The organism is Moraxella sp. TY6 (assembly GCF_048551375.1).
Classification (GTDB): Bacteria; Pseudomonadota; Gammaproteobacteria; order Pseudomonadales; family Moraxellaceae; genus Faucicola.
In genome coordinates this window covers 29488-53184 of sequence record NZ_JBLYZJ010000010.1, presented here as the reverse complement: position 1 = coordinate 53184, position 23697 = coordinate 29488, and the positions used below count along the sequence as shown (strand labels likewise).

General features: G+C 43.3%; 24 protein-coding genes. 10 read left to right on the top strand and 14 right to left on the bottom strand.

The window, feature by feature from the left end; genetic code table 11:
* Positions 1-81: 81 nt before the first annotated feature.
* The 6 genes from ACK1U4_RS08780 to ACK1U4_RS08755 all read left to right on the top strand — a co-directional run bounded on the left by ACK1U4_RS08780 (position 82) and on the right by ACK1U4_RS08755 (position 7020).
* Positions 82-507 carry a c-type cytochrome gene (locus ACK1U4_RS08780; protein ID WP_419401152.1) on the top strand — a complete coding sequence of 142 codons (426 nt, stop codon included), beginning with the start codon at positions 82-84 and terminating at the stop codon, positions 505-507.
* 323 nt (positions 508-830) lie between these two features.
* Complete coding sequence (locus tag ACK1U4_RS08775; protein ID WP_419401151.1) at positions 831-1832, top strand: AAA family ATPase; 1002 nt, start codon at positions 831-833, stop codon at positions 1830-1832.
* A 16-nt stretch (positions 1833-1848) separates the two neighbouring features.
* Positions 1849-2889, top strand: a complete 1041-nt coding sequence (locus ACK1U4_RS08770; RefSeq protein WP_419401150.1) for a DUF58 domain-containing protein — start codon at positions 1849-1851, stop codon at positions 2887-2889.
* Entirely contained in the window at positions 2886-4970 is a 2085-nt protein-coding gene (locus ACK1U4_RS08765) for a transglutaminaseTgpA domain-containing protein (RefSeq protein WP_419401149.1), read from the top strand. Before ACK1U4_RS08770 ends, ACK1U4_RS08765 begins: the two co-directional genes overlap by 4 nt.
* A 30-nt stretch (positions 4971-5000) precedes the next feature.
* Complete coding sequence (locus ACK1U4_RS08760) at positions 5001-5918, top strand: DMT family transporter (protein ID WP_419401148.1); 918 nt, start codon at positions 5001-5003, stop codon at positions 5916-5918.
* Between the two features lie 88 nt (positions 5919-6006).
* On the top strand, positions 6007-7020 hold the full coding sequence (locus ACK1U4_RS08755) for a 5'-nucleotidase (protein ID WP_419401147.1): 1014 nt from the start codon (positions 6007-6009) through the stop codon (positions 7018-7020).
* Between the two features lie 367 nt (positions 7021-7387).
* On the opposite strand, the gene ACK1U4_RS08750 is transcribed toward ACK1U4_RS08755, so the two are convergent.
* From ACK1U4_RS08750 to ACK1U4_RS08740, 3 genes are read right to left on the bottom strand one after another with little or no spacing between them, the layout of a single operon-like run.
* Positions 7388-7828: an ExbD/TolR family protein gene (locus tag ACK1U4_RS08750; protein ID WP_419401146.1), complete on the bottom strand. Its 441-nt coding sequence runs from the start codon at positions 7826-7828 to the stop codon at positions 7388-7390.
* A complete protein-coding gene (locus ACK1U4_RS08745) occupies positions 7809-8537 on the bottom strand; it encodes a MotA/TolQ/ExbB proton channel family protein (protein WP_419401145.1) in 729 nt (242 codons plus the stop codon). The genes ACK1U4_RS08750 and ACK1U4_RS08745 overlap by 20 nt, the downstream gene beginning before the upstream one ends.
* Before the next feature lie 31 nt (positions 8538-8568).
* Entirely contained in the window at positions 8569-9639 is a 1071-nt protein-coding gene (locus ACK1U4_RS08740) for an energy transducer TonB (RefSeq protein WP_419401144.1), read from the bottom strand.
* Between the two features lie 188 nt (positions 9640-9827).
* Between ACK1U4_RS08740 and ACK1U4_RS08735 the strand changes: the two genes are divergently transcribed.
* A complete protein-coding gene (locus tag ACK1U4_RS08735) occupies positions 9828-14183 on the top strand; it encodes an Ig-like domain-containing protein (RefSeq protein ID WP_419401143.1) in 4356 nt (1451 codons plus the stop codon).
* A gap of 135 nt (positions 14184-14318) precedes the next feature.
* On the opposite strand, the gene ACK1U4_RS08730 is transcribed toward ACK1U4_RS08735, so the two are convergent.
* From ACK1U4_RS08730 to ACK1U4_RS08680, 11 genes are all read right to left on the bottom strand, one after another.
* Positions 14319-15962, bottom strand: a complete 1644-nt coding sequence (locus ACK1U4_RS08730; protein ID WP_419401179.1) for a cation acetate symporter — start codon at positions 15960-15962, stop codon at positions 14319-14321.
* Between the two features lie 157 nt (positions 15963-16119).
* Positions 16120-16443: a DUF485 domain-containing protein gene (locus tag ACK1U4_RS08725; RefSeq protein ID WP_419401142.1), complete on the bottom strand. Its 324-nt coding sequence runs from the start codon at positions 16441-16443 to the stop codon at positions 16120-16122.
* Positions 16444-16747: 304 nt separating this feature from the next.
* Entirely contained in the window at positions 16748-17575 is an 828-nt protein-coding gene (locus ACK1U4_RS08720; RefSeq protein ID WP_419401141.1) for an NAD-dependent epimerase/dehydratase family protein, read from the bottom strand.
* A gap of 14 nt (positions 17576-17589) precedes the next feature.
* A complete protein-coding gene (locus ACK1U4_RS08715) occupies positions 17590-18009 on the bottom strand; it encodes a thiol-disulfide oxidoreductase DCC family protein (RefSeq protein ID WP_419401140.1) in 420 nt (139 codons plus the stop codon).
* A gap of 14 nt (positions 18010-18023) precedes the next feature.
* Complete coding sequence (locus tag ACK1U4_RS08710; RefSeq protein ID WP_419401139.1) at positions 18024-18443, bottom strand: thiol-disulfide oxidoreductase DCC family protein; 420 nt, start codon at positions 18441-18443, stop codon at positions 18024-18026.
* Positions 18421-18858 carry a hypothetical protein gene (locus ACK1U4_RS08705; protein WP_419401138.1) on the bottom strand — a complete coding sequence of 146 codons (438 nt, stop codon included), beginning with the start codon at positions 18856-18858 and terminating at the stop codon, positions 18421-18423. The genes ACK1U4_RS08710 and ACK1U4_RS08705 overlap by 23 nt, the downstream gene beginning before the upstream one ends.
* 38 nt (positions 18859-18896) lie before the next feature.
* Entirely contained in the window at positions 18897-19376 is a 480-nt protein-coding gene (locus ACK1U4_RS08700; RefSeq protein ID WP_419401137.1) for a DUF2269 family protein, read from the bottom strand.
* Positions 19377-19533: 157 nt separating this feature from the next.
* Positions 19534-19941 (bottom strand): DoxX-like family protein, encoded by a 408-nt coding sequence (locus ACK1U4_RS08695; RefSeq protein ID WP_419401136.1) that lies wholly within the window; start codon positions 19939-19941, stop codon positions 19534-19536.
* 2 nt (positions 19942-19943) lie between these two features.
* The gene (locus ACK1U4_RS08690; RefSeq protein WP_419401135.1) at positions 19944-20915 is read right to left on the bottom strand and encodes an epimerase; all 972 of its coding nucleotides are present in this window, start codon (positions 20913-20915) and stop codon (positions 19944-19946) included.
* Positions 20916-20969: 54 nt separating this feature from the next.
* Positions 20970-21380 (bottom strand): hypothetical protein, encoded by a 411-nt coding sequence (locus ACK1U4_RS08685; RefSeq protein WP_419401134.1) that lies wholly within the window; start codon positions 21378-21380, stop codon positions 20970-20972.
* 10 nt (positions 21381-21390) lie between these two features.
* On the bottom strand, positions 21391-21909 hold the full coding sequence (locus tag ACK1U4_RS08680; RefSeq protein ID WP_419401133.1) for a GbsR/MarR family transcriptional regulator: 519 nt from the start codon (positions 21907-21909) through the stop codon (positions 21391-21393).
* A gap of 206 nt (positions 21910-22115) precedes the next feature.
* Between ACK1U4_RS08680 and ACK1U4_RS08675 the strand changes: the two genes are divergently transcribed.
* Genes ACK1U4_RS08675 through ACK1U4_RS08665 form a run of 3 tightly spaced genes read left to right on the top strand, consistent with a single transcriptional unit; the run spans position 22116 to position 23695 of the window.
* Positions 22116-22415 carry a hypothetical protein gene (locus tag ACK1U4_RS08675; RefSeq protein ID WP_419401132.1) on the top strand — a complete coding sequence of 100 codons (300 nt, stop codon included), beginning with the start codon at positions 22116-22118 and terminating at the stop codon, positions 22413-22415.
* 13 nt (positions 22416-22428) lie between these two features.
* On the top strand, positions 22429-22842 hold the full coding sequence (locus ACK1U4_RS08670) for a type II toxin-antitoxin system VapC family toxin (protein WP_419401131.1): 414 nt from the start codon (positions 22429-22431) through the stop codon (positions 22840-22842).
* A gap of 40 nt (positions 22843-22882) precedes the next feature.
* Entirely contained in the window at positions 22883-23695 is an 813-nt protein-coding gene (locus tag ACK1U4_RS08665) for an enoyl-CoA hydratase/isomerase family protein (RefSeq protein WP_419401130.1), read from the top strand.
* Positions 23696-23697 lie beyond the last annotated feature (2 nt).

Here is a 23697-nt window from a genome sequence, read left to right as displayed (position 1 = left end):
TATCTCGGACTTATGCAAAAATGTCATTTTTAGGTTGGGTAAAAGGATGACACCCAAAAATTATTTTAGTGAGTGAGTGGTATGATAAAAAATTCATTGGGTATGGTGTGTGCCATATTGTTACCCATAGTCGGTCTAACGGCATGCCAACGTCCTGCACCGACTGAGCGTCCATCTGTAACCTTGCCTGTGTATACCCAAGGTAATGCCGAGCAAGGTAAAAAAGATTACCAACAACACTGCCAAAAATGCCATAAACTACAATTGGGTGACAATGAAAAAGGCCCACAACTTTCTCGTATTTATGGGGCGAAATCAGCGCTGTTGGCAGAATATCAATACACCGATGCCCTAAAAAATAGCCAACTGACGTGGACGGCAGATAATTTGGATAATTATATCGCCAATTCTAAGCAAGCCGTGACAGGCACACGTATGCGTTCCGACCCCATCGCCGACCCTAAAACACGTCAAGACATCATTGCCTATTTATCAACCTTGCGTTAATTAACCTGAGTTTGATGTAATGTAAGGTGCGTCATACGCACCAATTGAATATATTGCTTTGAATGGTGCGTAGAACGTACCTTACGATTTGAGATGTTATAGTAAAACGCTTTCAAAGTAGAATAAATCGTAGCGTGGGTTAGCCGTCTTTTTGGCGTAACCCACAGAATTTAATGTGCTATTGTGAACTTAAATGACGATAAAAATAAGAGAACTTGTAGAGGTGTATTGCATACGCCCTGTTTGAAATTACAAATATTGGGCGTATGCAATACGCCCCTACCTGTCTTATTGCTAACTTAAATGCCGATACAAGGACAGTCATGCTCCAAACTTCTTCCCATATTCAGCAAAATGCCACTGCCCCAAATGTTGAAACCAATGCTCAATTGCAAATGCGGTTTGCTCAGATGTTGGGCAGTATCAATCGGATTGTCCTTGATAAGTCAGAAGTCGTTAAGCTATCGGTGGCGTGTTTGCTTGCGAATGGGCATTTGCTGTTACAAGATTTACCCGGTATGGGAAAGACCACGTTGGCACACGCCATTGCCAATCATTTGGGCTTGGGGTTTAATCGGGTGCAGTTTACCAGTGATATGTTGCCTGCGGATATTTTGGGGATTTCGCTGTATAAAACCGACACAGGCACGTTTGAGTTTCGTGAAGGCCCGATTTTTTGTCAATTGTTATTAGCAGATGAGATTAACCGCTCTAGCCCAAAAACCCAATCCGCCTTGCTTGAGGCGATGGAAGAACGCCAAGTGTCACAAGATGGCATGACACGTCCGCTACCTAATCCATTTTTTGTCATTGCTACCCAAAATCCCACCCAACAAGCAGGGGTGTTTCCGTTACCAGAGTCACAACTTGACCGTTTTTTGATGTGTTTATCATTGGGTTATCCATCACGCCAAGCCGAGCGAGAGCTGTTGATGGGGCGAGATAGACGGCAAATGCTGACTCATATCAGCCCTATGCTGTCTGCCCATGAGCTATTAACCGCCCAACAACAGGTCAAAAATGTACACTTGGCGGATGTGGTGGTGGATTATTTACAGCGGTTGGTCGCTAAAACTCGTGAAAGCCGAGATTATCATGGCTTATCGACTCGTGGTGTGTTGGCTCTCAAACAAGCTTCGCAAGCCTATGCCTATCTTGGGGGCTATCAAGAAGTGACGCCAGAAGATGTGCAAGCGGTATTTTCTGCGGTGGTGAATCACCGTTTGGGACAGCCGTTTGTGCCGTTTAATCACCTTGGTGGCGGTGAGCCTGTGACGCTTGCCAGTGAGCTGTTACGCCAAGTGCCTGTGATGACCACGTTATGAGCTGTGAGGGCGTGTGATGTGGGATATGCGAGGGGAGTTGGCACAGCGGTTTGAGGGTTGGTTTAAACGCCGTTCACCCCGCACCACCGAGGCACAATTAAATTTACGCAATGTGTATATTTTTTTGAGCCGTGAGGGGGTGATGTATGTGCTGTTGTTGGTGATTACCTTTGTCGCAGGGATTAATTACGGCAATAACTTGGTATTGGGGCTGTGTTTTTTATTGGCAAGTTTGCTCGTCATTACCATTCATTATACCTTTGCTCATTTGGCAGGGTTGCACGTCAAATTAATCGACATTCAACACGCCACGGTGGGCGAAAAAGTCCAAGTACGTTTACAAGTCAGTAGCCAATCCAAACAACCGCACCGCCAAATTCGTTTTAGCTTTGGTAAAGCGTCATTGAATATCAAACAACCTTTGTTAAACACGGCTATTCCCCAAGCCTTGCCACAGTCATCATTTCAGTCAGCAAACGATACTTATATCGAAGTCGCCCAAATCAAAGAACCGCAAATCATCAGTTTATGGCTCGATGCCAGTCAGCGAGGGCGGTTGCCTTTACCAAAATTGACCATTAGCACTGTGTATCCGTTGGGGATTTTACAGGCGTGGTCGTATGTGTTTTTGGCAGGCGAGGCGTGGGTGTACCCAGACAGTTTGGCGTATAAGGTGCAAGGCAAGCAGTTCACGCTCACCGCCGATGAGCAACAAGCTTCACAGCAGACCCAAGCAGGGCAAGAGGATTTTGACCAACTTGACAGCTATGTGGCAGGTGAGTCGATGGGGCGGATTTCGTGGGGGCATTTGGCAAGAGGGCAGGGCTTGCTATCCAAACGCTTTGTCGATAATGTCGGACAGCAACAAGTATTAGATTATTACCAAATGACGGCTTTGACGCATGAAGATAAACTGCGTCAACTTCGCTATGGTGTGGATAGTTTGGCAACAGCTCAAGTGGCGTTTCGTCTGCGATTGCCAGATGGCGAGGGCGTAGTGGGACAGGGGCAAGCCTTTGTGCAAGATAGCTTGCTAAGGTTGGCAAAAACACCATGACCACACAGCCACTGATTTCACCAAGTTTATCCAAATCGACTTTACGCAGTCGATTCGCCAGTTTATCTGCCTACCAATGGGTGCTGATTTCACAATTATTTGTGGTGATTCCCCATGCCAAAAATTTACCTGCTTGGCTATTGGGTTATGCGTTGGTGATTATTTTGATGCAATTACCGCCATTACGCCAGTGGTTTCCCTCAATATTGTACCGCCCTCGCACCTTGCGAATGATTCAATATGTGGGGTTTATTGGCAGTTTGTTTGGGTTGTATTTGACCTATCGCACCGCCTTTGGGCTGGATGTCGGCATTGCTTTTTTGTTGTTATGTGCGGTGAGTAAATTGCTAGAACTGCATACACGTCGTGATGCGTATGTGGTATTGAGCTTGTCGATGTTTGTATTGGCAGGGCTGTTTTTGGTTGACCAAAATCTCACCACCACTTTAATCGTGGCGTTGGGGGCGATGATGGTGTTGTTTGCCATGATTAGCCTCAATGATGATGGCACAGGACGCTATCGCACGCTTGGGCTATTGGTCGCTCAAGCCATCCCTTTGACCATCGTGCTGTTTTTATTTTTCCCACGCTTACCGCCCTTGTGGTCGGTGCAGTTAAGTGGCAAACAAGCCACCACAGGGATGTCGGACACCATGTCACCGGGAGATTTTGCCAATTTAAGCCAATCCACCGAATTGGCATTTCGAGTGGAATTTGCAGGTCAAACGCCCAATCGCAGTCAACTGTATTGGCGAGGCTTGGTGTTTAGCGATTTTGATGGTATAACGTGGCGAGCCAGTCGTTTGCCACCGCAGTTTTGGCTGGCACAGCAAGGCAAAGCCCCAGACTGGCTGACTCAAACCCTCAATATCGCCAAACCGCCACAGCCCAATGACGGTAAAAGCTACCGAGTGATACTCGAACGCACAGGGCAACCGTGGCTGTTTGGGTTGGATTATCCGATTACCCAACAGCGTGGCATTGGCTTGAGTTCGGATTTTACCTTGCGATATTGGGATAATGTCAACCAACGGCTGACCTATAATGCCTATCAAATCAACGATGCACCGATTGATTTGACCTTATCCGATACCCAACGCCAAATCAACCTCGCCCTACCCGCCACAGGCAATCCGCAAAGCCAACAGTTTGCTCGCCAGTTATTTGAGCAGGTGGGGCGTGACCCGATTCGCTACGTCAATGCCATTCAGCAATGGATACATACACAAAATTTCCGCTATACCTTGTCACCGCCTTTGTTAAAAGATAACCGCATTGATGAGTTTTTATTCGCCACTCGTGCGGGCTTTTGTGAGCATTACTCATCCAGTTTTACCTATCTCATGCGGTCGGCAGGTATCCCTGCTCGTGTGGTGGTCGGCTATCAAGGCGGTGAGTTGGGGCGTGATGGCAAAAGTTGGGAAGTGCGTCAAATGGATGCCCACGCATGGAGCGAAATTTGGGTTGAGGGTCGAGGTTGGGTACGCATTGACCCCACAGCATTTATCGCCCCAGAGCGAGTGGAAAAGGGCATGGATAATTTGACCCAAACCGCAGGGGCGATGATGTTTGGTGATGGCGTGGCAGGGCAAATCAGCTACCAACAATTCCAAATGCTTCAACAAGCCAGACGCTTATTTGACCAAGCCAGTTATTATTGGCAACGTGATGTGGTCGGCTATGACCAAGACAGCCAAAAATCGTCTATGCTAAAATGGTTTAACATCCAGTCGGTATATCAGCAAGTGATGATAATGTTTGGCGGTATCGTGATGTTGGTGAGTTTGGTCGCCTTGATGCTGTGGTGGCAACGCCGTAAAGTGTGGGATAAAACTGATGTATTGATGGTGCAATTGTCCCAACGCCTTGCCAAACAGGATAAAAGTTTGGCTCGAGCTGAAAGTGAGGGTGTTTTACATTGGCTGAATCGTATCCAAGGCGAAGTGACCGATGTGGATAATGTAAAACAACTCTCAACCATTTACCGTCATGCAAGATATGCCAAAGCTGTAGATATTGATAAAAATAATAAGGAAATCAAGACTTTGGTGGAAAAAATCAAATTAAGAGCAAGGTCGTGAGTTTAGTGTTAATAATAGGAAGTGTTACGTTTGTCTAGTTCAGAAATTTCTCATTCATCCAGCCTTGCCCTCATCGGTAGTTTACAGGTGATTGTTGCCTCAATCAGTTGGGGAACGTTAGGGATATTTACCACTTATTTGCACCAATTGGGCTTTGATAGTGTGCAAATTGCGATACTGCGGATTGTGACTTCGGCAGTGATTTTATTGAGTTTATTGCCGTCATTGTGGTCAACACTCAAGCAATTAACCCCTGTCGAAATTATCCAAATGGCGGTGCAGTCATTGGTCGGTGTGTTGGGGATGACCCTCAGCTATTTTATGGCGGTGAATTATGTGGGGGCAGGGATAGCGGTGTCTTTGCTGTATATGGCCCCTGTGTTTAGTTTGGGTTTGGCGTATGTGTTGTTAAAAGAGCAAATCACCACCAAGGCATTGATTTTGGCGGTGGTGGCGGTATTGGGCGTGATGCTCACCATGATGGGGAATACCGTTAAATTTAATTGGGGCATTGTATTTGGATTGTTGGCAGGGCTATTTTATTCGTTGTTTGGTATTTTGGGCAAAAAGATGATGCACAAAAATTATCCATCGAATTTGGTATTTTTTAGCTCAGTGATGATTAGTGCGATGGTGTTATTATGTTTACCAAAAACCTATCACACCTATGCCATGTTATTAAATATGCCCATCAAAACATGGCTGTGGGTGTTGGGGCTGACCTTTCTCGGTACGATTATTCCGTTTTTTTTATATATGTCAGCGTTGCACAAACTACCTGCCACCAAAGTATCGGTATTTACCGTATTTGAGCCATTTACGGCGATTGTATTATCCATAGTGTTATTACATCAAAATTTGAACGCCACACAATATGTGGGCATGGGCTTGATATTATTTGCAACTTTGGCAAATGCGATGCCAGCCAAAAATAATGCAAAAACGTGATAAATACAGCGTCTAAAATTGCAAAAATCCTATAGTCTTGTAAACAAAATTAGGCTATGTTTAATATTTTAACCGAGCAAGTGATGTTATGGCAATCGACCTATCCAATACCCTCATTGTGGCAATTTCTGCCACCGCCTTATTTGATTTGACGGACGCAGAACAGCATTTTCAACAACTGATTTTGGACGACCCAGATACCGCCATTGAGCGATTTCGCAGTTATATGTACGAGCGAGAAAACCTACCCCTCAATACAGGCACAGGCTATCCGCTGATTCGAGCATTGCTAAACCTCAATCGCTACCAACCGCACCATCCCAGTGAGGCGGATAAAAAGACCATTTCACCGTTGGTCGAGGTGGTGATTATGTCAAAAAGTAGCCCAGACACAGGCATTCAAGTGCTAAATGCGTTACGCACACATGGCATTCCCATCAGCCGTTCGGCATTTACCTCAGGTGAGCCAGTGGCGGATTATGTGGAAGATTTTAAGGTGGATTTATTTTTGACCACCAATCATGCCGATGCCCAAAGCGTCACGGATAAAGGCGTTTGTGCCTGTGCGATTTTGGACGCACCGCCTGTGGATATGAAAGAGCTAGATACCGAACAGCTTCGCATTGCCTTTGATGGCGATGCGGTGCTGTTTGATGAACAAGGCGAATTATTGTCGCAAACCAAAGGGCTAAAAGCTTTCCATGATTATGAAGCCAAATTTAGCGATACGCCCATGCAAAAAGGCCCATATGCCGACTTTTTGATTAAGCTATCGAAATTACAAAAACGCTTGCCCACGGTGTTGGATAATCCACCGATTCAGATTGCCCTTGTCACTGCACGCAATGCCCCTGCCGATTTGCGAGCGATTAAAACCTTGCGAGCGTGGGGCGTGAATGTGGATTTGGCATTTTTCTTGGGCGGACTGGATAAAAGTCATGTGTTGCAGACCTTTGCTCCACATATTTTCTTTGATGATTCGATTAAAAATTATGACTCTGCCAAAGGCGTTGTACCGTCTGGGCTTGTGCCGTATAAATCAGAATCGGCTTTGTATAAACCTGTTGAAAAAGAAAATCTTGTTGAGGTGAGTAAAAGTTGAGCTAGAAACTCGGGGTGCAATTGCGTGATGCAATAAAAAACGAATGACAGAAAGTACTAGAAACTGTCATTCGTTGATACCAGTATAACACAATTGATAATAATTATCATTATTATTTAAAAATTCAAGTAATACTTGTGTAAGATTGCTAAAGGTCTTACGTACCATTTTGAGATTTCAAATATTGGGCGTATGCAATACGCCCCTACAATTTTCTGAAATTAAGCTGTTAAAGGTAAGGTGCGTCATACGCACCTATTGAAGATATTGATTTTGAATGGTGCGTAAAACGCACCTTACGAATTTAAATTATTTTAAAAATCATGGGTTTATCAATAATAATGGCATTTGTTATATCGAACTCAGGTTAGTTAGAGCTTGCCGTATCACTGACAAAGGCGATTTTTGTCAGTTGATATTCGCTTGCCGTGGCTAATACTTGGGCAATGGTGTCATAGCGACTGTCTTTATCGGCACGTAGTTGGATGGTGGGCGTATCGGCAGAATTTGCCTGTTGTTTCGCCTGCTGTTGTGCTTGTTCGGCAAAGCGAGTTTTGAGGGTGGCAAGGTCGATAGGCTGTTTATCCCAAAAGATTTGGGCATTTTTATCAATGCTAATTTGAATGATGTTAGGTGGTGCTTCATTGACCTGTGCCGAGGTTTTGGGCAAGCTTAACGGCACGGTCGGATTGAGTACCGTGGCAGTGACCAAAAAAATAATCATCAATACCAACATGATATCAATCAAAGGTATCAGATTAATTTCATTCATCCCCTGTGCTTCTTCATTACCCAATTGAAACGCCATACTCGCCTCCTGTTGATTGGGTGTTTTTGAGGTGTCCACTTGGCTGTGCATGGGCTGGCGTGTGGGCGGATTTTGGGGTCAAAGAGGTTTGTCCATTCGCTGATAAATGCGTTGATTGAGGGTGTGGTGCGGTTGTTGATGCTGATACTGATGGTCGCACAATCGCTTGGGCTAATAACGCATGAGCGGTGTCATTGCCAAGGTGTAAGGCTTTACGGTTTAGACGTACGGCAAGGTTGTAAAATACCACCGCAGGAATTGCCACTGCTAGCCCCAAACCAGTCATAATCAAGGCTTCACCCACAGGCCCTGCCACTTGTCCAAGCCCTGCTTGTCCAGATTGACCGATACGGTGCAACGCATGAAAAATCCCCCATACCGTCCCAAATAACCCAACAAAAGGGGCAATTGAGGCAGTCGTTCCCAGTACACTCAAACCTTTTTCGCTATCAAAACGGTATTGATTAAGGTGTTTGAGTAAATACTGTTCGATGGCAGATTTACGTAACTCGGCAGGTTGGTCGCCGATTTGGCTTTGTTCGGTAGTGATGGCTTGACGCAAATCTTGTTGGATGGTTTTGGCAAGTTTTTGGCTATTGATAAGCCGTGTGATGCCGACTACCCAAGACAGTAGCGATAAGCCGATAAGGATAAAAAATAATACCTTGGTGACAAGGTCAGTGTATTGCCAGTAGTTTGCAAAATCCATAAGGTTCTCTTTATTCAAAATTCAAATTTTATTAGGTTGTTGCTCGAAGTTTAATATTCAAATTGCCTTTACCTGGTACGGCAATGCCATTTCGCATAAAGGGGGTAAGTTTCGCTGAATATAGGCGTTGACGTATGGCATTATCTACCTTGGTATTGCCTGAGGAGCGTGTAATGGTGACTTCGGTTACATTGCCTTTGGCATTGACAGACAAAGCCACACCCACACTACTAAGATTTTCCTCAATAATCATCTCACCAATGTTGCCAGAGAATTGTGTATTGGGATGGACTCGCCATTGTGCATCACCATTCCCAAATTTGACAGGTTGGTTGTTTTGCTGGGCTTCATGTTCGGCACGTTGTTGGTTGGCTTTATCAGCTTCTGCTTTTTCACGAGCGATTCTTTGTTGCTCACGTGCCTGTGCTTCCTGTCTTTCTTGGTCAGCACGTTGTTTTTCAGCCAGTTTTTCTGCTTCGGCTTGTTGACGAGCCAATTTTTCACGTTCAGCTTTTGCTTGTTCGGCTTGTTGTTGTTCAAGTTGGGCTTGTTTTAGCTTTTCTGCTTGAAGTCGTTGTTCTTTTAGTTGTTGTTCTTGAAGCCGAGCCTGTTCTGCTTGTGTGTCAGTTGCTTGTTTTTTAGCCTGACTGCTAATAATCGGTGGGGGTGGCTCATTGGTTGGTGTGGTAGGGTTGATTTTTGCCACCGTTTCGACTTTGTTAATCGGTGTTGGGGTTTCTACTTTGTCTATCTTTGTTACTTTTGCCACAGGTTTGGCAGGGGCAGGCGGATTATCCTCAACCATAGGTTTGGTGGTTTGTTTGGTCGGTTTTGGTGGTGTTGGCTCGACAGGCGTTGCCAGCGTTTCCTTAATAATGGGCTTTGCCATAGGTTTGGTGATGGGTGTGGGTTGGTTTTCGGCTAGGGGTTTGGGCGGTTCAATTGGTTTTGGTGTGATTTGTTCAAAACGAATCTCAAGCGGTGGCGTGATGGTGAGTGGCTTGATGGGGGTTGCCTTCATGGTCATTAACCCATAGCCTGCCATAGCGTGCAGTGCTAGCACTGAGCTTGCGATGAGAACGGTTTGTTGTGGGTTTTTCATCGGATTACTACCAAAAAACAAGCAAAAATAATAACTAAAAAATCAAAACTGTATATTAATGTAAATGAGAATTATTATCAATCAAAAAATACATTTAATTGGGTATATAAAATAAACTTACGTTTTCTATACATTCAATGTGTTGATATAATTAAAAATTGATAATAAACCAACAATAGGGAAAGAATATGTCAAATTCAACCTTGATTATTAACAATGCAAAAAACCAACAGAAATTTTCTTTAACACAAAGCAAAACCACCAAAATTTTGGCAGAGCTTAACACCCAATATCAGTTAACCAATGAAAAGGGTGAGTTAATCCAAAAACCACGTACCAAAAAAGTGGCGGATGATTTATATATTTTTGATGAACAAAATATCACTGATGTACCAAATGTTATTCTAGAAAGTTATTACTCATATTATCCTATCGAAGATAGTGCCTTATTAAGTCAAACGCATAGCACTTTTATCACCTCTAATCCAGAGCATACAGTTGCTCCATGGTATACCCTTAACCAAGGTGTAGATAAAGTGGGTAGTTCGTTGGCTATGTCAAAATTGGGGACTACGTTGGGATTGATTGGTGTCGGTGGGCTATTCGTGGCGAATAATCGTGATACTGCTGATGTAACGCCAACACCTACGCCAACGCCTACGCCAACGCCAACGCCTACGCCAACGCCTACGCCAACGCCTACGCCTACGCCTACGCCTACGCCAACACCTACGCCAACACCTACGCCAACGCCAACGCCAACGCCAACGCCTACGCCAACGCCTACGCCAACACCAACGCCAACGCCAACGCCAACGCCTACGCCTACGCCTACGCCAACACCAACACCAACGCCTACGCCTACGCCTACGCCTACGCCAACGCCTACGCCAACGCCTACGCCTACGCCTACGCCTACGCCTACGCCTACGCCAACGCCTACGCCTACGCCTACGCCTACGCCAACGCCTACGCCTACGCCTACGCCAACGCCAACGCCAACGCCAACGCCTACGCCTACGCCTACGCCTACGCCAACGCCAACGCCAACGCCAACGCCAACACCTACGCCAACGCCAGCACCTACGCCAACGCCTACGCCAACGCCTACGCCAACGCCTACGCCAACGCCTACGCCAACGCCAACGCCTACGCCAACACCAACGCCAACGCCAACACCTACGCCTACACCAACACTAAAACCCCTAACCGCAACCGTAGATATTGACCCAATAGCCACGGTCAATAAAGCAACAGCTGATGGTCAAATCACCCTCACAGGAACGATTAGTACCTCAGACAATGCGACCAATAAAGAAGTGGTACTAAACATAAATGGCACAACCATAACAGCCGTAGTGAATGGCAACACATGGTCAGCCGTGGTAAGTGGTAAAGCGTTAGCGTTTGCACAAGGCAATGCCTCAATAACTGCCACCGCCACTGTCAAAGACGGTACAGGTCAGATAGCCACCGCCCAAAGCACCGAATCGTATAGTGTTGACACACTTATTGACACACCTGTTATCACCATCAATGCCATCACCGCAGACAACCTCATCAACTTTGATGAATCAAAACAAGCCACACAAACAGTATCAGGTACAGTCAGCCATGCCAATAATGGTGACATTGTCAAACTCACCATCGGCACACAAATCATAGAAGCCCCAGTGAGCAATGGCATCTTCTCAGTTGAAGTTGCCTCAACCCTATTGGCTGAAAACAAAAACATCACAGCCTCTATTACCACCACTGATACCGCACAAAACACCGCTACAGGCACAGCAACCCATACCCATAACGTTGATATTACCCCACCCAAAGCCACTGACCTAACTCTTACCTTACTTAAAGTTTCAAACGATAATTTAATTAACGTGAATGAAGCCAAAGGCATGGTCAGCGTATCGGGTAGTGTTGCAGGTGCAGATAAACTCAGCTCTGGGCAAACCGTTGATTTATTGGTGAATAACACCAAAATTGGTACAGCGAATGTCAATGCTGATGGTAGTTTTACGACACTTGTCAAAGGTAGCGACCTTGTTCAAAACACAGGTTATAACTTAACCGCCAAGACCGTTGGGGCAAACAATGCCACAGCGATAGCTACACCACTTAATTATGATGTATCCGCTGATGTCGTGGCACAAGTGAACATTACCAATATTGATACGGATTTTAACATTGATGCCTCTCAAGCCTCACCAATGGTCAATATCGTAGGCACAGCAAGTTTCCAAGATAGATATCAAAGTGGTGATAATGTTAAGTTGGTTCGTCAAGCGGAGGTTATGGTTAATGGTCAACTTTATACCACTGTTGGCGTGAGAAATGGGGTATTTAGTTTAGACATCCCAGCGGAAGAATTGAAAAAATTGGATACCGCAAAAATTTCCTTCGCCTTTAAAGCCGAACCTTGGTATCTCGATGCAGAAGGCAATCCACAGCCTTATTTTGACCTAAATACAGGTATGGTGGATGTGAAAGCCTCCAGCGTGACATTCAATAGCCCATACATTAAGTCGAATGGGCAAGATAATGTGATTTCTGCGGTAGAAGCCATGTCTGAAATCAGTGGTACAGTCGCTGGCTCTGCCAAAGTCGATGATATCATTAAAATTGATGTCAATGGTGTTATTTACCAAACCAAAGTATTGGCAGGTAATACATTTAGCACGTTGGTGAAGACAAGTGACTTACAATTGGATAAAGACGAAAAAATAACCGCCACCCTTACCACAAAAGACCTCGAGAATAATGTCATTACCGTACAAGATAATGAATTTTATACCGCAAGTGAAAAAGATCCCGTGGTATTTAAATCTTCGCATGACCAAGACCAAGCCATTAATGATACCTATTTTGTCAAAGATTTAGGTCATGGTGGTCAGAATTATCCTCAACCATCCAGATATGACCTTTCGGTCTACGATATTCCACTGGGGGCAGGTACAGGTGAGCATGCACCTTATGAAATTAAATACCACTTTGCGACCGCAACCGATTTTAATACCTTGCGTAATAGCCCTAATGCCAGTATCCGTGCAAAAGCGATTCAAGATAGTGATTTAGGTGAAGTGGATAGCCGTACAGTCACCGCTCATCCAGAGGTAGTTAAACAGGTTATTAAAGATGCCTATGCTCAATTTGAAAGCTACCTAAATATCAAATTTGTTGAAGTATCAGACCCACTCAAAGCTGATACCAACCTGTTCTATGCTGATTTAACGGCAGGTGAAGGTGTACTGGCATTCGCTTATAATAGTGGTCCAATGTGGTGGAATGCCCTATCAGCAACAAATGATAAAGCTGAAATGATGTACACCGCATTGCATGAGCTAACCCATACTTTTAACATGACGCACTCCAGTGACACATTTACAGGTATATTGAATAAAGAAGAAACATCTGAATTTACCTATATGAGCTACCGTGCAGAAGTTAACGATCAAGCCTTTAAAAAACTTGAAAATATCCGTATGTATGACCTAGCTTATCTGCATTATCAATTGGGTGTTAATCAAAATGCACGTGCAGGCAATGATGTCTATACCTTTAAAGAATACAATATGTTTAAAGATGATGCCGACCGCTATATTTGGGATGGTAATGGTTTAGATACCTTTGATGCTTCCAAAGAAACTCAAAATGTCTATGTTGACTTAACACCGGGTTCATGGATTTATGTGGGTAATAAGTCAGACCTGTTTGCCGTACAAAATCAGAAATTACACACTGAGTCCTACACCGACTTAGACTTTTATAATGCGGCCCATACCGAAAACACCTATACATTCGGTCAAGCATTTATTGGTTATGGCACACAAATTGAAAACCTTATCGGTGGTAAAGGCAATGATACACTGACAGGTAATAAAGCAAATAACACCATTTATGGTGGCGAAGGCAATGACACCATCAATGGTGGTCTTGGCGATGATTATCTTGATGGTGGTGCTGGGACAGACAAGCTGATGGGTGGTGAAGGTAACGATACCTATATCGTTGATAATAGCAATGACCAGCTCACAGAATTATCAAACCAAGGCATAGATACCATCTATAGCACGGCCAATTTTAGCTTAACTGAGAATCTTGAAAACATTGCTTTGCTTGGGGCAGTCGCTACTTCAGCCACAGGTAATAGTGCCAATAATATCATGCAAGCCAATAATATCGGCAATACCCTAACAGGTCTATTGGGTGATGACCGATTGATTGGTGGGCTAGGGGCAGATACCTTTATCGGTGGTGCTGGTAAAGATACTTTTGTATTTAACACCGCTTTCAACGGTACGATTGACACGATTACGGATTTTAACAATGATATCATTGAGCTATCAAAATCTATCTTTAGCAAGTTAACCAGTACAGCTGATATTTCAACTTATTTGAAATTTGATAATCAAACCCATATGCTATCTTATGATGCGGATGGTACAGGTATTGCTGATGCGATTGATTTTGCAAAAATCGAGGGTACGTTTAGCTTAGATAGCAAATATATTACCATCGTTGATAATTCAAGCGTGATTCTATAGTAAGTTAAATCAGAAATAATCTTGAAGGATGTAGGGCGTAAGCATTACGCCCTACAAATTTTTGATAACTATTAATCAAAAAAATACCGCTTAACAATAAGCGGTATTTTTTATTCAGCTAGTTTTAATCATGGGTTAGTGGTCAGACGCTGCCGCCGCACCGATACCCGTCAATGAACGAACATACTGTGCATCAAAACCTTGTTTGTCTAGCAATGCACGAGGTGATTTATCCGTGATAGACACAATCCAAGCCATCAAGAAGGTCACAGGCATACTAAACAACGCAACATTTTTGTATGGGAAGGCAGGTGCTTCATGTTTCATCACATCAACCCATACCGCAGGCCCTAGGATGATAAGCAATACAGCCACAGCCAAACCAGAGAAACCGCCAACAACTGCACCACGAGTGGTTAAACCTTTCCAGAACATCGCCAAGAATAGGATTGGGAAGTTAGCAGACGCTGCCACCGCAAATACCAAACTGGCAATAAAGGCTAAGTTTTGTTTCTCAAACATCACACCCATCACCATCGCAAGCACACTCAATACAATAACGGTGATACGAGATACACGCATTTCTTCTTGATGGGTACTGCGACCTTGCTTGATAACACTGGCGTACAAGTCATGGCTTACCGCTGACGCACCAGACAATGTCAAACCTGCAACCACCGCCAAAATCGTAGCGAAGGCAACCGCTGAGATAAAGCCTAGGAATAAGTTACCACCCACTGCATGAGATAAGTGAATCGCAGCCATATTCGCACCGCCAACTAACTCAACCTTGCTAAAGCCATCTTTGACCACGGTGGTGAAGTATTGTGGGTTTTCGCCCAAAATAACAATCGCACCCATACCAATGATAAAGATTAAGGTAAATACATACGCAATACAACTAGCTGCTACTAATACAGATTTACGAGCTTGTTTGGCATCAGGTACAGTAAAGAAACGCATCAAGATATGAGGCAAACCTGCTGTACCAAACAATAAACCAAGACCTAAAGAAATTGCCTCTACAGGGTTGTTGACCAATTTACCGGGGGCTAAAATTGCTTCGTGTTTAGCATGAGTCGCTACTGCTGATTTGAATAAATTATCAAAGCTAAAACCAACATGGTTCATTACCATGAACGCCATAAAGGTCACACCTGACATCAATAATACCGCTTTAATGATTTGTACCCAAGTGGTGGCAAGCATACCGCCAAACAGGACATACATCATCATCAAAATACCAACGGTCATCACAGCATAGATATAATCTAGACCAAATAACAACTCAATCAACTTACCTGCACCAACCATCTGAGCGATAAGGTATAATGACACTACTACCAACGTACCAGATGCAGCGAAAATACGCACAGGGGTTTGTTGGAAGCGATACGAAGCCACATCAGCAAAGGTAAATTTACCCAAGTTACGTAGACGCTCTGCGATTAAGAACAAAATAATTGGCCAACCAATCAAGAAGGCAATCGCATAAATCATCCCATCATAACCGATGGTAAACACCATGCTCGAAATACCCAAAAACGTCACCGCTGACATATAGTCACCTGCAAGGGCGATACCGTTTTGTGTACCCGAAATACCACCACCAGCAGTATAAAAGTCACTGGCGGTTTTGTTTTGTTTGGAAGCCCAATAGGTAATACCCATGGTGGCAGCCACGAAAATTAAAAACATGATAATCGCAGAAATATTCAGCGGTTGTTTTTTTACTTCGCCTTCCAATGCCCCAGCCGCCCAAGCAGGCATCTGAGCCATCAAGCCCAATAACGTCAAGCTTAAGGCAGTCGAAACCTTACCCACACGCTTTGCAACGCCCTTATAATTTTGTTGTAACATGACACCCTCCGTGGTGTAAAAATAGCTACTAAAATTCAATACTTACGCTGTATAACCGAACACAATCCTTGTGCAGTTATATCTTACCGTTATTGATATCGTCAATGACTTTGCGGGTCAAATTGTCAAACTCACCATTGGCTTTACTCACATAAATAGCGGTGATAATGACCACAAAAATCATAATGCCAACACCAACATAAAAGCCAACGGTGGTCATCGAACCTTCAAACATGGGTGCTGCGAACATAGCTGGATTCATACCAACTAACAACAAATAGCTAAACCAAACGATGAGCGTAATGACAGTGAATATCATACCAATACTGCCCTTTTTTTGAGCCATTTGTTTAAAATTTGGATTATTCATGATGCGTTGAACTTGTGATTCGTCCATCATCGATCTCCTTATCTGATCCAATAAGTGTGCTAAACACACGAGGTAATAATCAAAATAAAGGAAGATGGCAATACATGACAACGTTGGATGGGAGGCAACCATTCGTGAAGTAAAACACCCCACTCAAGGTATAAAGGCATGACGCAAATCCGCTTGCATGATTTTGTAATGTTAGTCACTGAATCCTTCACATTACAAATAAACTCATCTTCCTAATGATGTCCTATTATTAAACGAAAACGATAAAAAAATCTAGCATTTTTTTTGAAAATTGCAAAAATCTTTCGTTTATGTTAACGAAATGTTATTTCAAGAGTTGTAAAAATCGCTGATTATCCGCTGTATTGCCTTGTTCTAATAAAGTTAAGCTATCCACACTTACCATATCGCTAAAGTTTTGTAAAATACTGGCGAAAAATTTTGCCAAACCCATTGGCATTGCCACAATCTTTGGCTTACCTTTACCCAAAATAGTCATTCTTAACTCGGTCAAATAGTCTGCCAAGGTCAAGACCTTTTCCCCAGTGAAATCAATGACATTAGGTAGATTATGGTTTTCGGTAGCGAATTTTACCAGTCCCAAAGCTACATCATTCACATGAACAGGTTGAATGGCGAAGTTACCACCATTCGGTAAAACAAGTATTGGTAAATTGGCAAGTTTTAAAAATAACTCGGTACTTGCACCGCCTTTTTTGCCATTTTCTGCCACTCCAAACACCAGTGACGGACGGGCGATTTTTACCTTAAAATTATCATCAGCTAACGCCAAAATTGCTGTATCGCCACGCCCTTTACTACCAACAAAGGCGATATCGCTGTTTTCATCTGCTCCCAGTGCCGATAGATTGACCCACTTTTTCACCCCTTGGCTTTTGGCAATGGTCGCTATTTTAACAGATGAATGGTGATGAACGTTTTCCGTTACCGTTTTGTCATTGCTCATGATACCGACTATATTTATCACCACATCCACGCCTTGCATTAATGTGGTGATTTTATCAAGGTTGATTGCATTGGGTTTGGTAAAATCGACATCACGGCTAGACGTTAATACCAACTCATACTCAGTCAATCGCTCTACTAATCGCTGACCGATAAAACCGTTTGAGCCGAAAATAAGGATTTTCATTTTCCTATCCTGTTTTAGGTTCTTTTGGTAGGCGGAATATGACACACGCCATCTTTACAGTTATCGGCTTCTGCCACTTTGCCAAACACCAAGTGAGTGAGCCAATCTGGGAAATAATAACGATTACGAGCAAAAATCGGATACACAACATCACCGACTTGCTTAATCACTGGCAAATGTAATACCCATGCAAAATTCGCCCCAGTCGTAGTGTAAAGCAAGCGTACCGCATCCATGTGGGTGTGCATTTTCCCATCTTCATCTTGCACGCATAAATAAGTCATGGCATCGGTGCGAGAAATCCCCGCCTGTTGCAAGGTGTCTAACGCATCATCCACCGCCACGATTTTGACTTTATCGGGGCTTTTTTCATTCAGGTGATAGGCTTCGGTACGGCAAATCGGACATTCGCTGTCATAAAACATGGTAAGCATGATGATTTCCTTTTTTAACGTTTAGCAGGGGGAATGTGGCAAACGCCATTTTTACAAGTATTCATATCGGCTAATTTGCCATACATAAGTTTTATCGCCCATTTTGGGAAATAGTAGCGGTTGCGAGCGATATAGGGATAGGCAAAGTCGCCCAGTTGCTTGATGATTGGCAAGCCAAGGACAAAATTAAATGGCACGTTAGCGGTTTTGTAGAGTAGTCTGACCGCATCCATACCTTTGTGCATGTTGCCTTGTTCGTCTTCGACCACGACATAGGTCATGGCATCGACTAGGCTAATACCTGCTTTTGCCAAAATTGCTTCAGCTTGTGATACAGGCATGATGTTGATTTGGCTTGGGTTTTTGGCTTGCATGACTTCTGCATTGGTCGTGCAAAGTATGCAAGTTTCGTCATAGTACATCGTGATTGACATTGGATTGTTCCTTATTAACAGCTATTTTTGGTTCAACAAATAATGATAACAACAAACCTGCACAGCCCCCTGTAATCGCCATTGATAAGCTAAATTTGATGGATAAACCTGAAATGATGAAGCCAATGAACGCTGAAATCATTACCCCAAACAATAGACCGTCTAACCAATTATATTTTGAATGAGGTATTATTTTGCTGTCTAAAGCTATCCAAGTTAGATAAATAACCAACCAACCCACGACCAATGCTAAAGGTACAGCAATCATAAAAAATAAAAACATAATCGCTAGAATACTGGCATCTTGATAAACTAAACCACTGGCTAAGGGAAAAATGACCAAAAAACAGAGAATATCAATCGCAAAAATCATGGATTTTGGCATCGTGTTTTCGGATTTTTCGTTAGCTATCATGACGTTTGCCTTATCATTCAAAGGTTGAGTTTTTAAACTTATATGGGCTTCAAAACCATTAAAAAGAAGATGATTAATACAGCCGTAAACGCAGGGTAGCCCAGCATTTCCCACTTTTTCGCCAATTGCCAATAACGTGGTGGGGCAGTGGTTTCGCCTTTTGCCAACGCCTCATTGGCGATATCTCGTATTTGTAATTGCCACTTCACCACAGGCAACCAACACACCCCAGCAAACACAAATAATCCAAGCGTTACCCAAATCCAAGTAGCGGTCAAAGGCATCTTTAACTGGTGCATCATCCACAGCCCAGACAACGGCTGAAAAATCACCGCAGGCGTGGTAAACCACCAGTCGGCTTTGCACACGATACGGCTGACTACCGCTTGCGAGGCTAGGCTGTCAGTGCGATTGACCATAAACAGATAAAACGCCGTACCAAACCCTGTGCCTGTGATAATCACGGCTGATAAGATGTGTAAGGTCTTGACGATAAGGTATAAATGAATATCGGTCATGGTGATGTCCTCTGATTGGGATGATTATAACCTATAATTACGGTAATTTCTGTTAACACAGAAATAAAAACATAAGAAATTTTGTAACGAATGTTGTTCAGAACGGCTATGCCTGTAAGGTGCGTCATACGCACCCAATTAACTTAGCACATGGTTTCTAATGGTGCATAGAACGCACCTTACGGCTCATTACAGTTGTTTGCCATAAGAAGCCAATGATTGCCAAAATCGGCAAATTTTTGATAACTGGGGCGAATGGGTGAAGTAAGTTTTGCCAAAGTGATTCATTGGGTAGTAGCAATAAAATCAATAGGTTATAGATGATAATGGTAAAAAACTGCACCCCCCACAATAGCGGATTGTGGCGGAATTTGCTTAAAATCAATACGGCAAACGCTATATCTAGCCCACTTGCACCGATAAACAGTAGCCATGCCAAATTATCGCTAAAACCCATGCTGTGTAGCAAGGCAAGCGAGGGCGATTGGGCGAATAGTAGCGGTACGATGCCACTATACGCCCATAAAATCGCAAGGCTGTAGTATAAATAGTTTGGGATTTTCATTTTTAACCTTTTGTCAAAGCATCCAAAACCGTCAAATCTTTAAACTCAAACCCTTTATCCATCAACGCCTTCGGCACGACCCGTTGCCCATCAAGCAACAACGTCTGCCCCATTTCCCCAAACATCGCCTTTACCACACACGCAGGCATGGTCATAAAAGTCGGACGGTGCAACCATTCGCCCATCGCTTTGGTAAATTCATAATTGGTCGCAGGTGTAGGGGCGGTGAGGTTGTAAACTTGGACGTTTTGTTTATGTTCATGGTGAGCCATCGGAAAATCCTTACCCTTCGACACGCTCAGGGCGAACGGATTTTCGCTTAAATTCTGCTCAATCACAAAAACTACCGCACGCACCCAGTCATTTTTACTGATAAAACTCATCATTTGCTTGCCATTACCAAGCTGTCCGCCTGTACCCATCTTAAATGGCGTGACCAGTCGAGTGACCATACCACCATTGGGGGCAATGACCACGCCTGTACGTATGATAGTGACTGGCACGATATCGCTCACGGTTTTGGCGAGATTTTCCCATTTTTCACACAGTTCATGGGCGAAGTCAGTTTTGACCGTAGGGCTATTTTCGTCAAGGGCAGTGCGGTCGCTTTCATCTTGCACGCCATACCAACCAATCGCCGAACCGCTAATCAATAGCTTTGGTTTATCTGCAATCCGCTGGATATAATCGACAACGGCTTGGGTAGGCTTTAGGCGACTATCGAGCAGTTCTTGTTTGCGAGTATCTGTCCAACGGCTATCGGCAATCCCTGCCCCTGCAAGGTTAATGATGATGTCGTAGGTTTCGTTAGTAGTTGCCAAATTGCTGTAGCCAATGGTATTTACATTGCCTTGGGTGGCAGAGCGTGATACCCATGTGACGGTTGCGGTTTCACCATTTACACCGTTTTGGGTGAGGGCGTTGGTTAACGCTGTGCCAAGAAAGCCTGAACCGCCTGTGATTAAAATTTTCATCTTTTCTATCCTTTTGTTATTTCTGTTAAAAGTGAAATTTATGGGTAAAAAATTTTAGGTTTTGGGTTTATTAAAAGTAACAAAGCCAGTTAATAAGCAAATTAGACCACTGATAAAGCTTGCTACTACTTGCCAAAAAGCGAAACGCAAAGCAACCGCTAAATCTATACCAGTTATTCCATCAGTCCAAATAGTAAATAATGTGCCGACAAATAATGAATTTAAAAAGCCACTGATGAATAAATTTAAGGGGTTAAAAACCGAAACTTTTTTTAGGTAAATCCAAAAACTAAGTAAACTAATAGGTACAATACCTAATATGACAAAGCCAATGATAACAATCATCATGATTGAAATATCCATGACTTTCGCAAAACCCAAGCCGAAAAAAATCACCAAAAAAAATAATAAACTGATGAAAAAACCTTTGGTGAAAAACATTAGGCTTGTTTTAGCTACACTCATCACATCATACCTATTTTAAAAACTTCTGAATTGTCGCCCCAAGTTTCAAAATCCGATTTAGTGTGCCAGTCGAAAGTTTTAGCATCTCATTCGCCCAACTGGTCAGCGTATCCACAAAATTATGGGTATCTTTAATGCGTTGTTGTACTTCTTTATTTTCCTGCTGAAACTCTGGGGTTTCCATCAATTCCTGCAAGAATGTCACCGTTGGGGCAAGCTCACGGCGGTAGCGTTCTTCCACAATCACCTTTGCCAATTCCCACACATCGGTACTGGTGGTGAAGTAATCTCGTCTATCGCCCATTGTATGCACGGTTTGCACGAGGTTTAGCATTTGCAACTCTTTGATACTGTTACTCACATTCGAGCGAGCCACGCCCAGTGTTTCTTGGATTTCTTCGGCATTCATCGGCTTACCAACGAGATAGAGTAGGGCATGGATTTGGGCAACCGTGCGGTTTACGCCCCATTTACTGCCCATTTCACCCCAGTGAAGGACGAATTTTTCGGTCGTTGGATTAAGTTTCATATTTGCCCCTATTTAAGTTTTACAAGCATTTGTAGGGTGCGTTATACGCACCTTTTAAGAAGTAGATTCAATTATTATAGTTTACTATTTTAATTATTTCTGTCAATACTGAAATTTATAAAAATAACAATTTGACTTGTGAGGCTAAAATGCTTTGCCAAAAATATGCTAAGATAACCCTCAAATCTTGTCAAAAGGTAAGAACAATGACGACATTAACCATGTTGGACAATGGATTTGTCCAAATCCCACCCAGTATTTTGCAATTATTTGGGCTAAAAAAAGGCGATACATTAGAAATTAATACCTCTGCGAAACATCTGATTATTGAGCCAAAACAAGTCGAATGGTCAAATAATAAGGATTTTGTACTTGATGAAGAAACCAAAAAACTTATTGAACAATCCGCAGGAATGATTAAAGTAAAAGCAGAAAATATGCCAAATCAACATTTCGCTGACATTGATGTTGCGGATTACGTCACCTTATTTGATGAAAGCCCCTAGGGAAGGATAAATAATGAACACATTGGATACCAATGTTTTGGTACGATTTTTTGTTACTTTCCCTGATGATGATGAAACTACGCTACAACAGCAAGAAATTGCAAGCCAATTAATATTACAGCCCAGTTTTATTCCTATTACCATTATCTTGGAGTTGGTTTGGATATTGGATAGGGTCTATAAAATGACAAGGGAAGAAGTGGGTGATTGTTTGCAAACTTTGTTAAGGTTTAAGCATTTTACGATTGAAAATATAGATATCGTGAAACAAGCTTGTGACTATTATTTACAGGGCATGGACTTTGCGGATGCGTTGCATTTGTTAAAATCTAGCCAAAGTCAGCATTTTTATACCTTTGATAAAAAATTTATCAATAAATCCAATCAATTAGGCACAGTCTTACTTGCCACTAACCCTAATCTATAGTTTGAAACATTCAATAGAAGCATTCAACAAAGGAACTATCATGTCAAACACTACCCCCACTTACCAAAAAGTCATTTACCAAGTTGCTGACGGTGTTGCCACCATCACTCTCAACGACCCAGCTTCACTTAACGCCCTCGACAGCGTGATGAAAGCCGAACTTTACCAAGCCCTACGCCATGCTGACTATGACAGCGAAGCCAAAGTCATCGTATTGACAGGGGCGGGCAAGGGTTTTAGTAGTGGCGGTGATATCCGTGAAATGCTCGGCAGTACCGAGAGCCGTGAAGCCGTGCTAAACATGGCAAAAAACCTCACCTCAGGCGTGGGCGATGTCACTCGTTTGATTCGCAAAATCAGCAAACCCATCATCGCTCGTATCAATGGGGCGTGTGCTGGGGCAGGGATGAACATTGCGTTGGCGTGTGATTTTCGAGTGGCAAGCGACAATGCCAAGTTTGTCCAAGCCTTTGTCAATATTGGACTTGTACCAGATGCAGGCGGTATTTATCTATTGAGCCAGTTGGTTGGGGTCGCCAAAGCGACTGAACTGGTGATGTTGGGTGAACAAATTGACGCCCAAAAAGCCCAAGATTTGGGGTTGGCGAATGCCATCGTGCCAATGGATGAGCTTGATAATGCAGTGAAAAAAATCACTGACCGTTTGACTGGTTTGCCAAGTCTAGCCCTGTCAGCAATGAAGCAATCTATCAATCAAGTGGCATTTGCAGGACTGGATATTGCCCTTGACCAAGAAGTGATTTATCAAATGCAAATGGCATTAACCGAAGACTTCAAAGAAGGCGTAACGGCATTTATGCAAAAACGCCTTGCGAAGTTTACAGGCAAATAATA

Excerpts from the sequence above, each read along its gene's own strand:
- ACK1U4_RS08705 (WP_419401138.1), bottom strand. The coding sequence starts at position 18,858 with ATGATAGCTAACGAAAAATCCGAAAACACGATGCCAAAATCCATGATT.
- ACK1U4_RS08720 (WP_419401141.1), bottom strand. The coding sequence starts at position 17,575 with ATGAAAATCCTTATTTTCGGCTCAAACGGTTTTATCGGTCAGCGATTA.
- ACK1U4_RS08685 (WP_419401134.1), bottom strand. The coding sequence starts at position 21,380 with ATGAGTGTAGCTAAAACAAGCCTAATGTTTTTCACCAAAGGTTTTTTC.
- ACK1U4_RS08665 (WP_419401130.1), top strand. The coding sequence starts at position 22,883 with ATGTCAAACACTACCCCCACTTACCAAAAAGTCATTTACCAAGTTGCT.
- ACK1U4_RS08750 (WP_419401146.1), bottom strand. The coding sequence starts at position 7,828 with ATGGCGTTTCAATTGGGTAATGAAGAAGCACAGGGGATGAATGAAATT.
- ACK1U4_RS08740 (WP_419401144.1), bottom strand. The coding sequence starts at position 9,639 with ATGAAAAACCCACAACAAACCGTTCTCATCGCAAGCTCAGTGCTAGCA.
- ACK1U4_RS08735 (WP_419401143.1), top strand. The coding sequence starts at position 9,828 with ATGTCAAATTCAACCTTGATTATTAACAATGCAAAAAACCAACAGAAA.
- ACK1U4_RS08725 (WP_419401142.1), bottom strand. The coding sequence starts at position 16,443 with ATGATGGACGAATCACAAGTTCAACGCATCATGAATAATCCAAATTTT.
- ACK1U4_RS08755 (WP_419401147.1), top strand. The coding sequence starts at position 6,007 with ATGGCAATCGACCTATCCAATACCCTCATTGTGGCAATTTCTGCCACC.
- ACK1U4_RS08780 (WP_419401152.1), top strand. The coding sequence starts at position 82 with ATGATAAAAAATTCATTGGGTATGGTGTGTGCCATATTGTTACCCATA.
- ACK1U4_RS08765 (WP_419401149.1), top strand. The coding sequence starts at position 2,886 with ATGACCACACAGCCACTGATTTCACCAAGTTTATCCAAATCGACTTTA.
- ACK1U4_RS08775 (WP_419401151.1), top strand. The coding sequence starts at position 831 with ATGCTCCAAACTTCTTCCCATATTCAGCAAAATGCCACTGCCCCAAAT.
- ACK1U4_RS08695 (WP_419401136.1), bottom strand. The coding sequence starts at position 19,941 with ATGAAAATCCCAAACTATTTATACTACAGCCTTGCGATTTTATGGGCG.
- ACK1U4_RS08730 (WP_419401179.1), bottom strand. The coding sequence starts at position 15,962 with ATGGCTCAGATGCCTGCTTGGGCGGCTGGGGCATTGGAAGGCGAAGTA.
- ACK1U4_RS08700 (WP_419401137.1), bottom strand. The coding sequence starts at position 19,376 with ATGACCGATATTCATTTATACCTTATCGTCAAGACCTTACACATCTTA.
- ACK1U4_RS08710 (WP_419401139.1), bottom strand. The coding sequence starts at position 18,443 with ATGTCAATCACGATGTACTATGACGAAACTTGCATACTTTGCACGACC.
- ACK1U4_RS08690 (WP_419401135.1), bottom strand. The coding sequence starts at position 20,915 with ATGAAAATTTTAATCACAGGCGGTTCAGGCTTTCTTGGCACAGCGTTA.
- ACK1U4_RS08745 (WP_419401145.1), bottom strand. The coding sequence starts at position 8,537 with ATGGATTTTGCAAACTACTGGCAATACACTGACCTTGTCACCAAGGTA.
- ACK1U4_RS08670 (WP_419401131.1), top strand. The coding sequence starts at position 22,429 with ATGAACACATTGGATACCAATGTTTTGGTACGATTTTTTGTTACTTTC.
- ACK1U4_RS08770 (WP_419401150.1), top strand. The coding sequence starts at position 1,849 with ATGTGGGATATGCGAGGGGAGTTGGCACAGCGGTTTGAGGGTTGGTTT.
- ACK1U4_RS08675 (WP_419401132.1), top strand. The coding sequence starts at position 22,116 with ATGACGACATTAACCATGTTGGACAATGGATTTGTCCAAATCCCACCC.
- ACK1U4_RS08680 (WP_419401133.1), bottom strand. The coding sequence starts at position 21,909 with ATGAAACTTAATCCAACGACCGAAAAATTCGTCCTTCACTGGGGTGAA.
- ACK1U4_RS08715 (WP_419401140.1), bottom strand. The coding sequence starts at position 18,009 with ATGCTTACCATGTTTTATGACAGCGAATGTCCGATTTGCCGTACCGAA.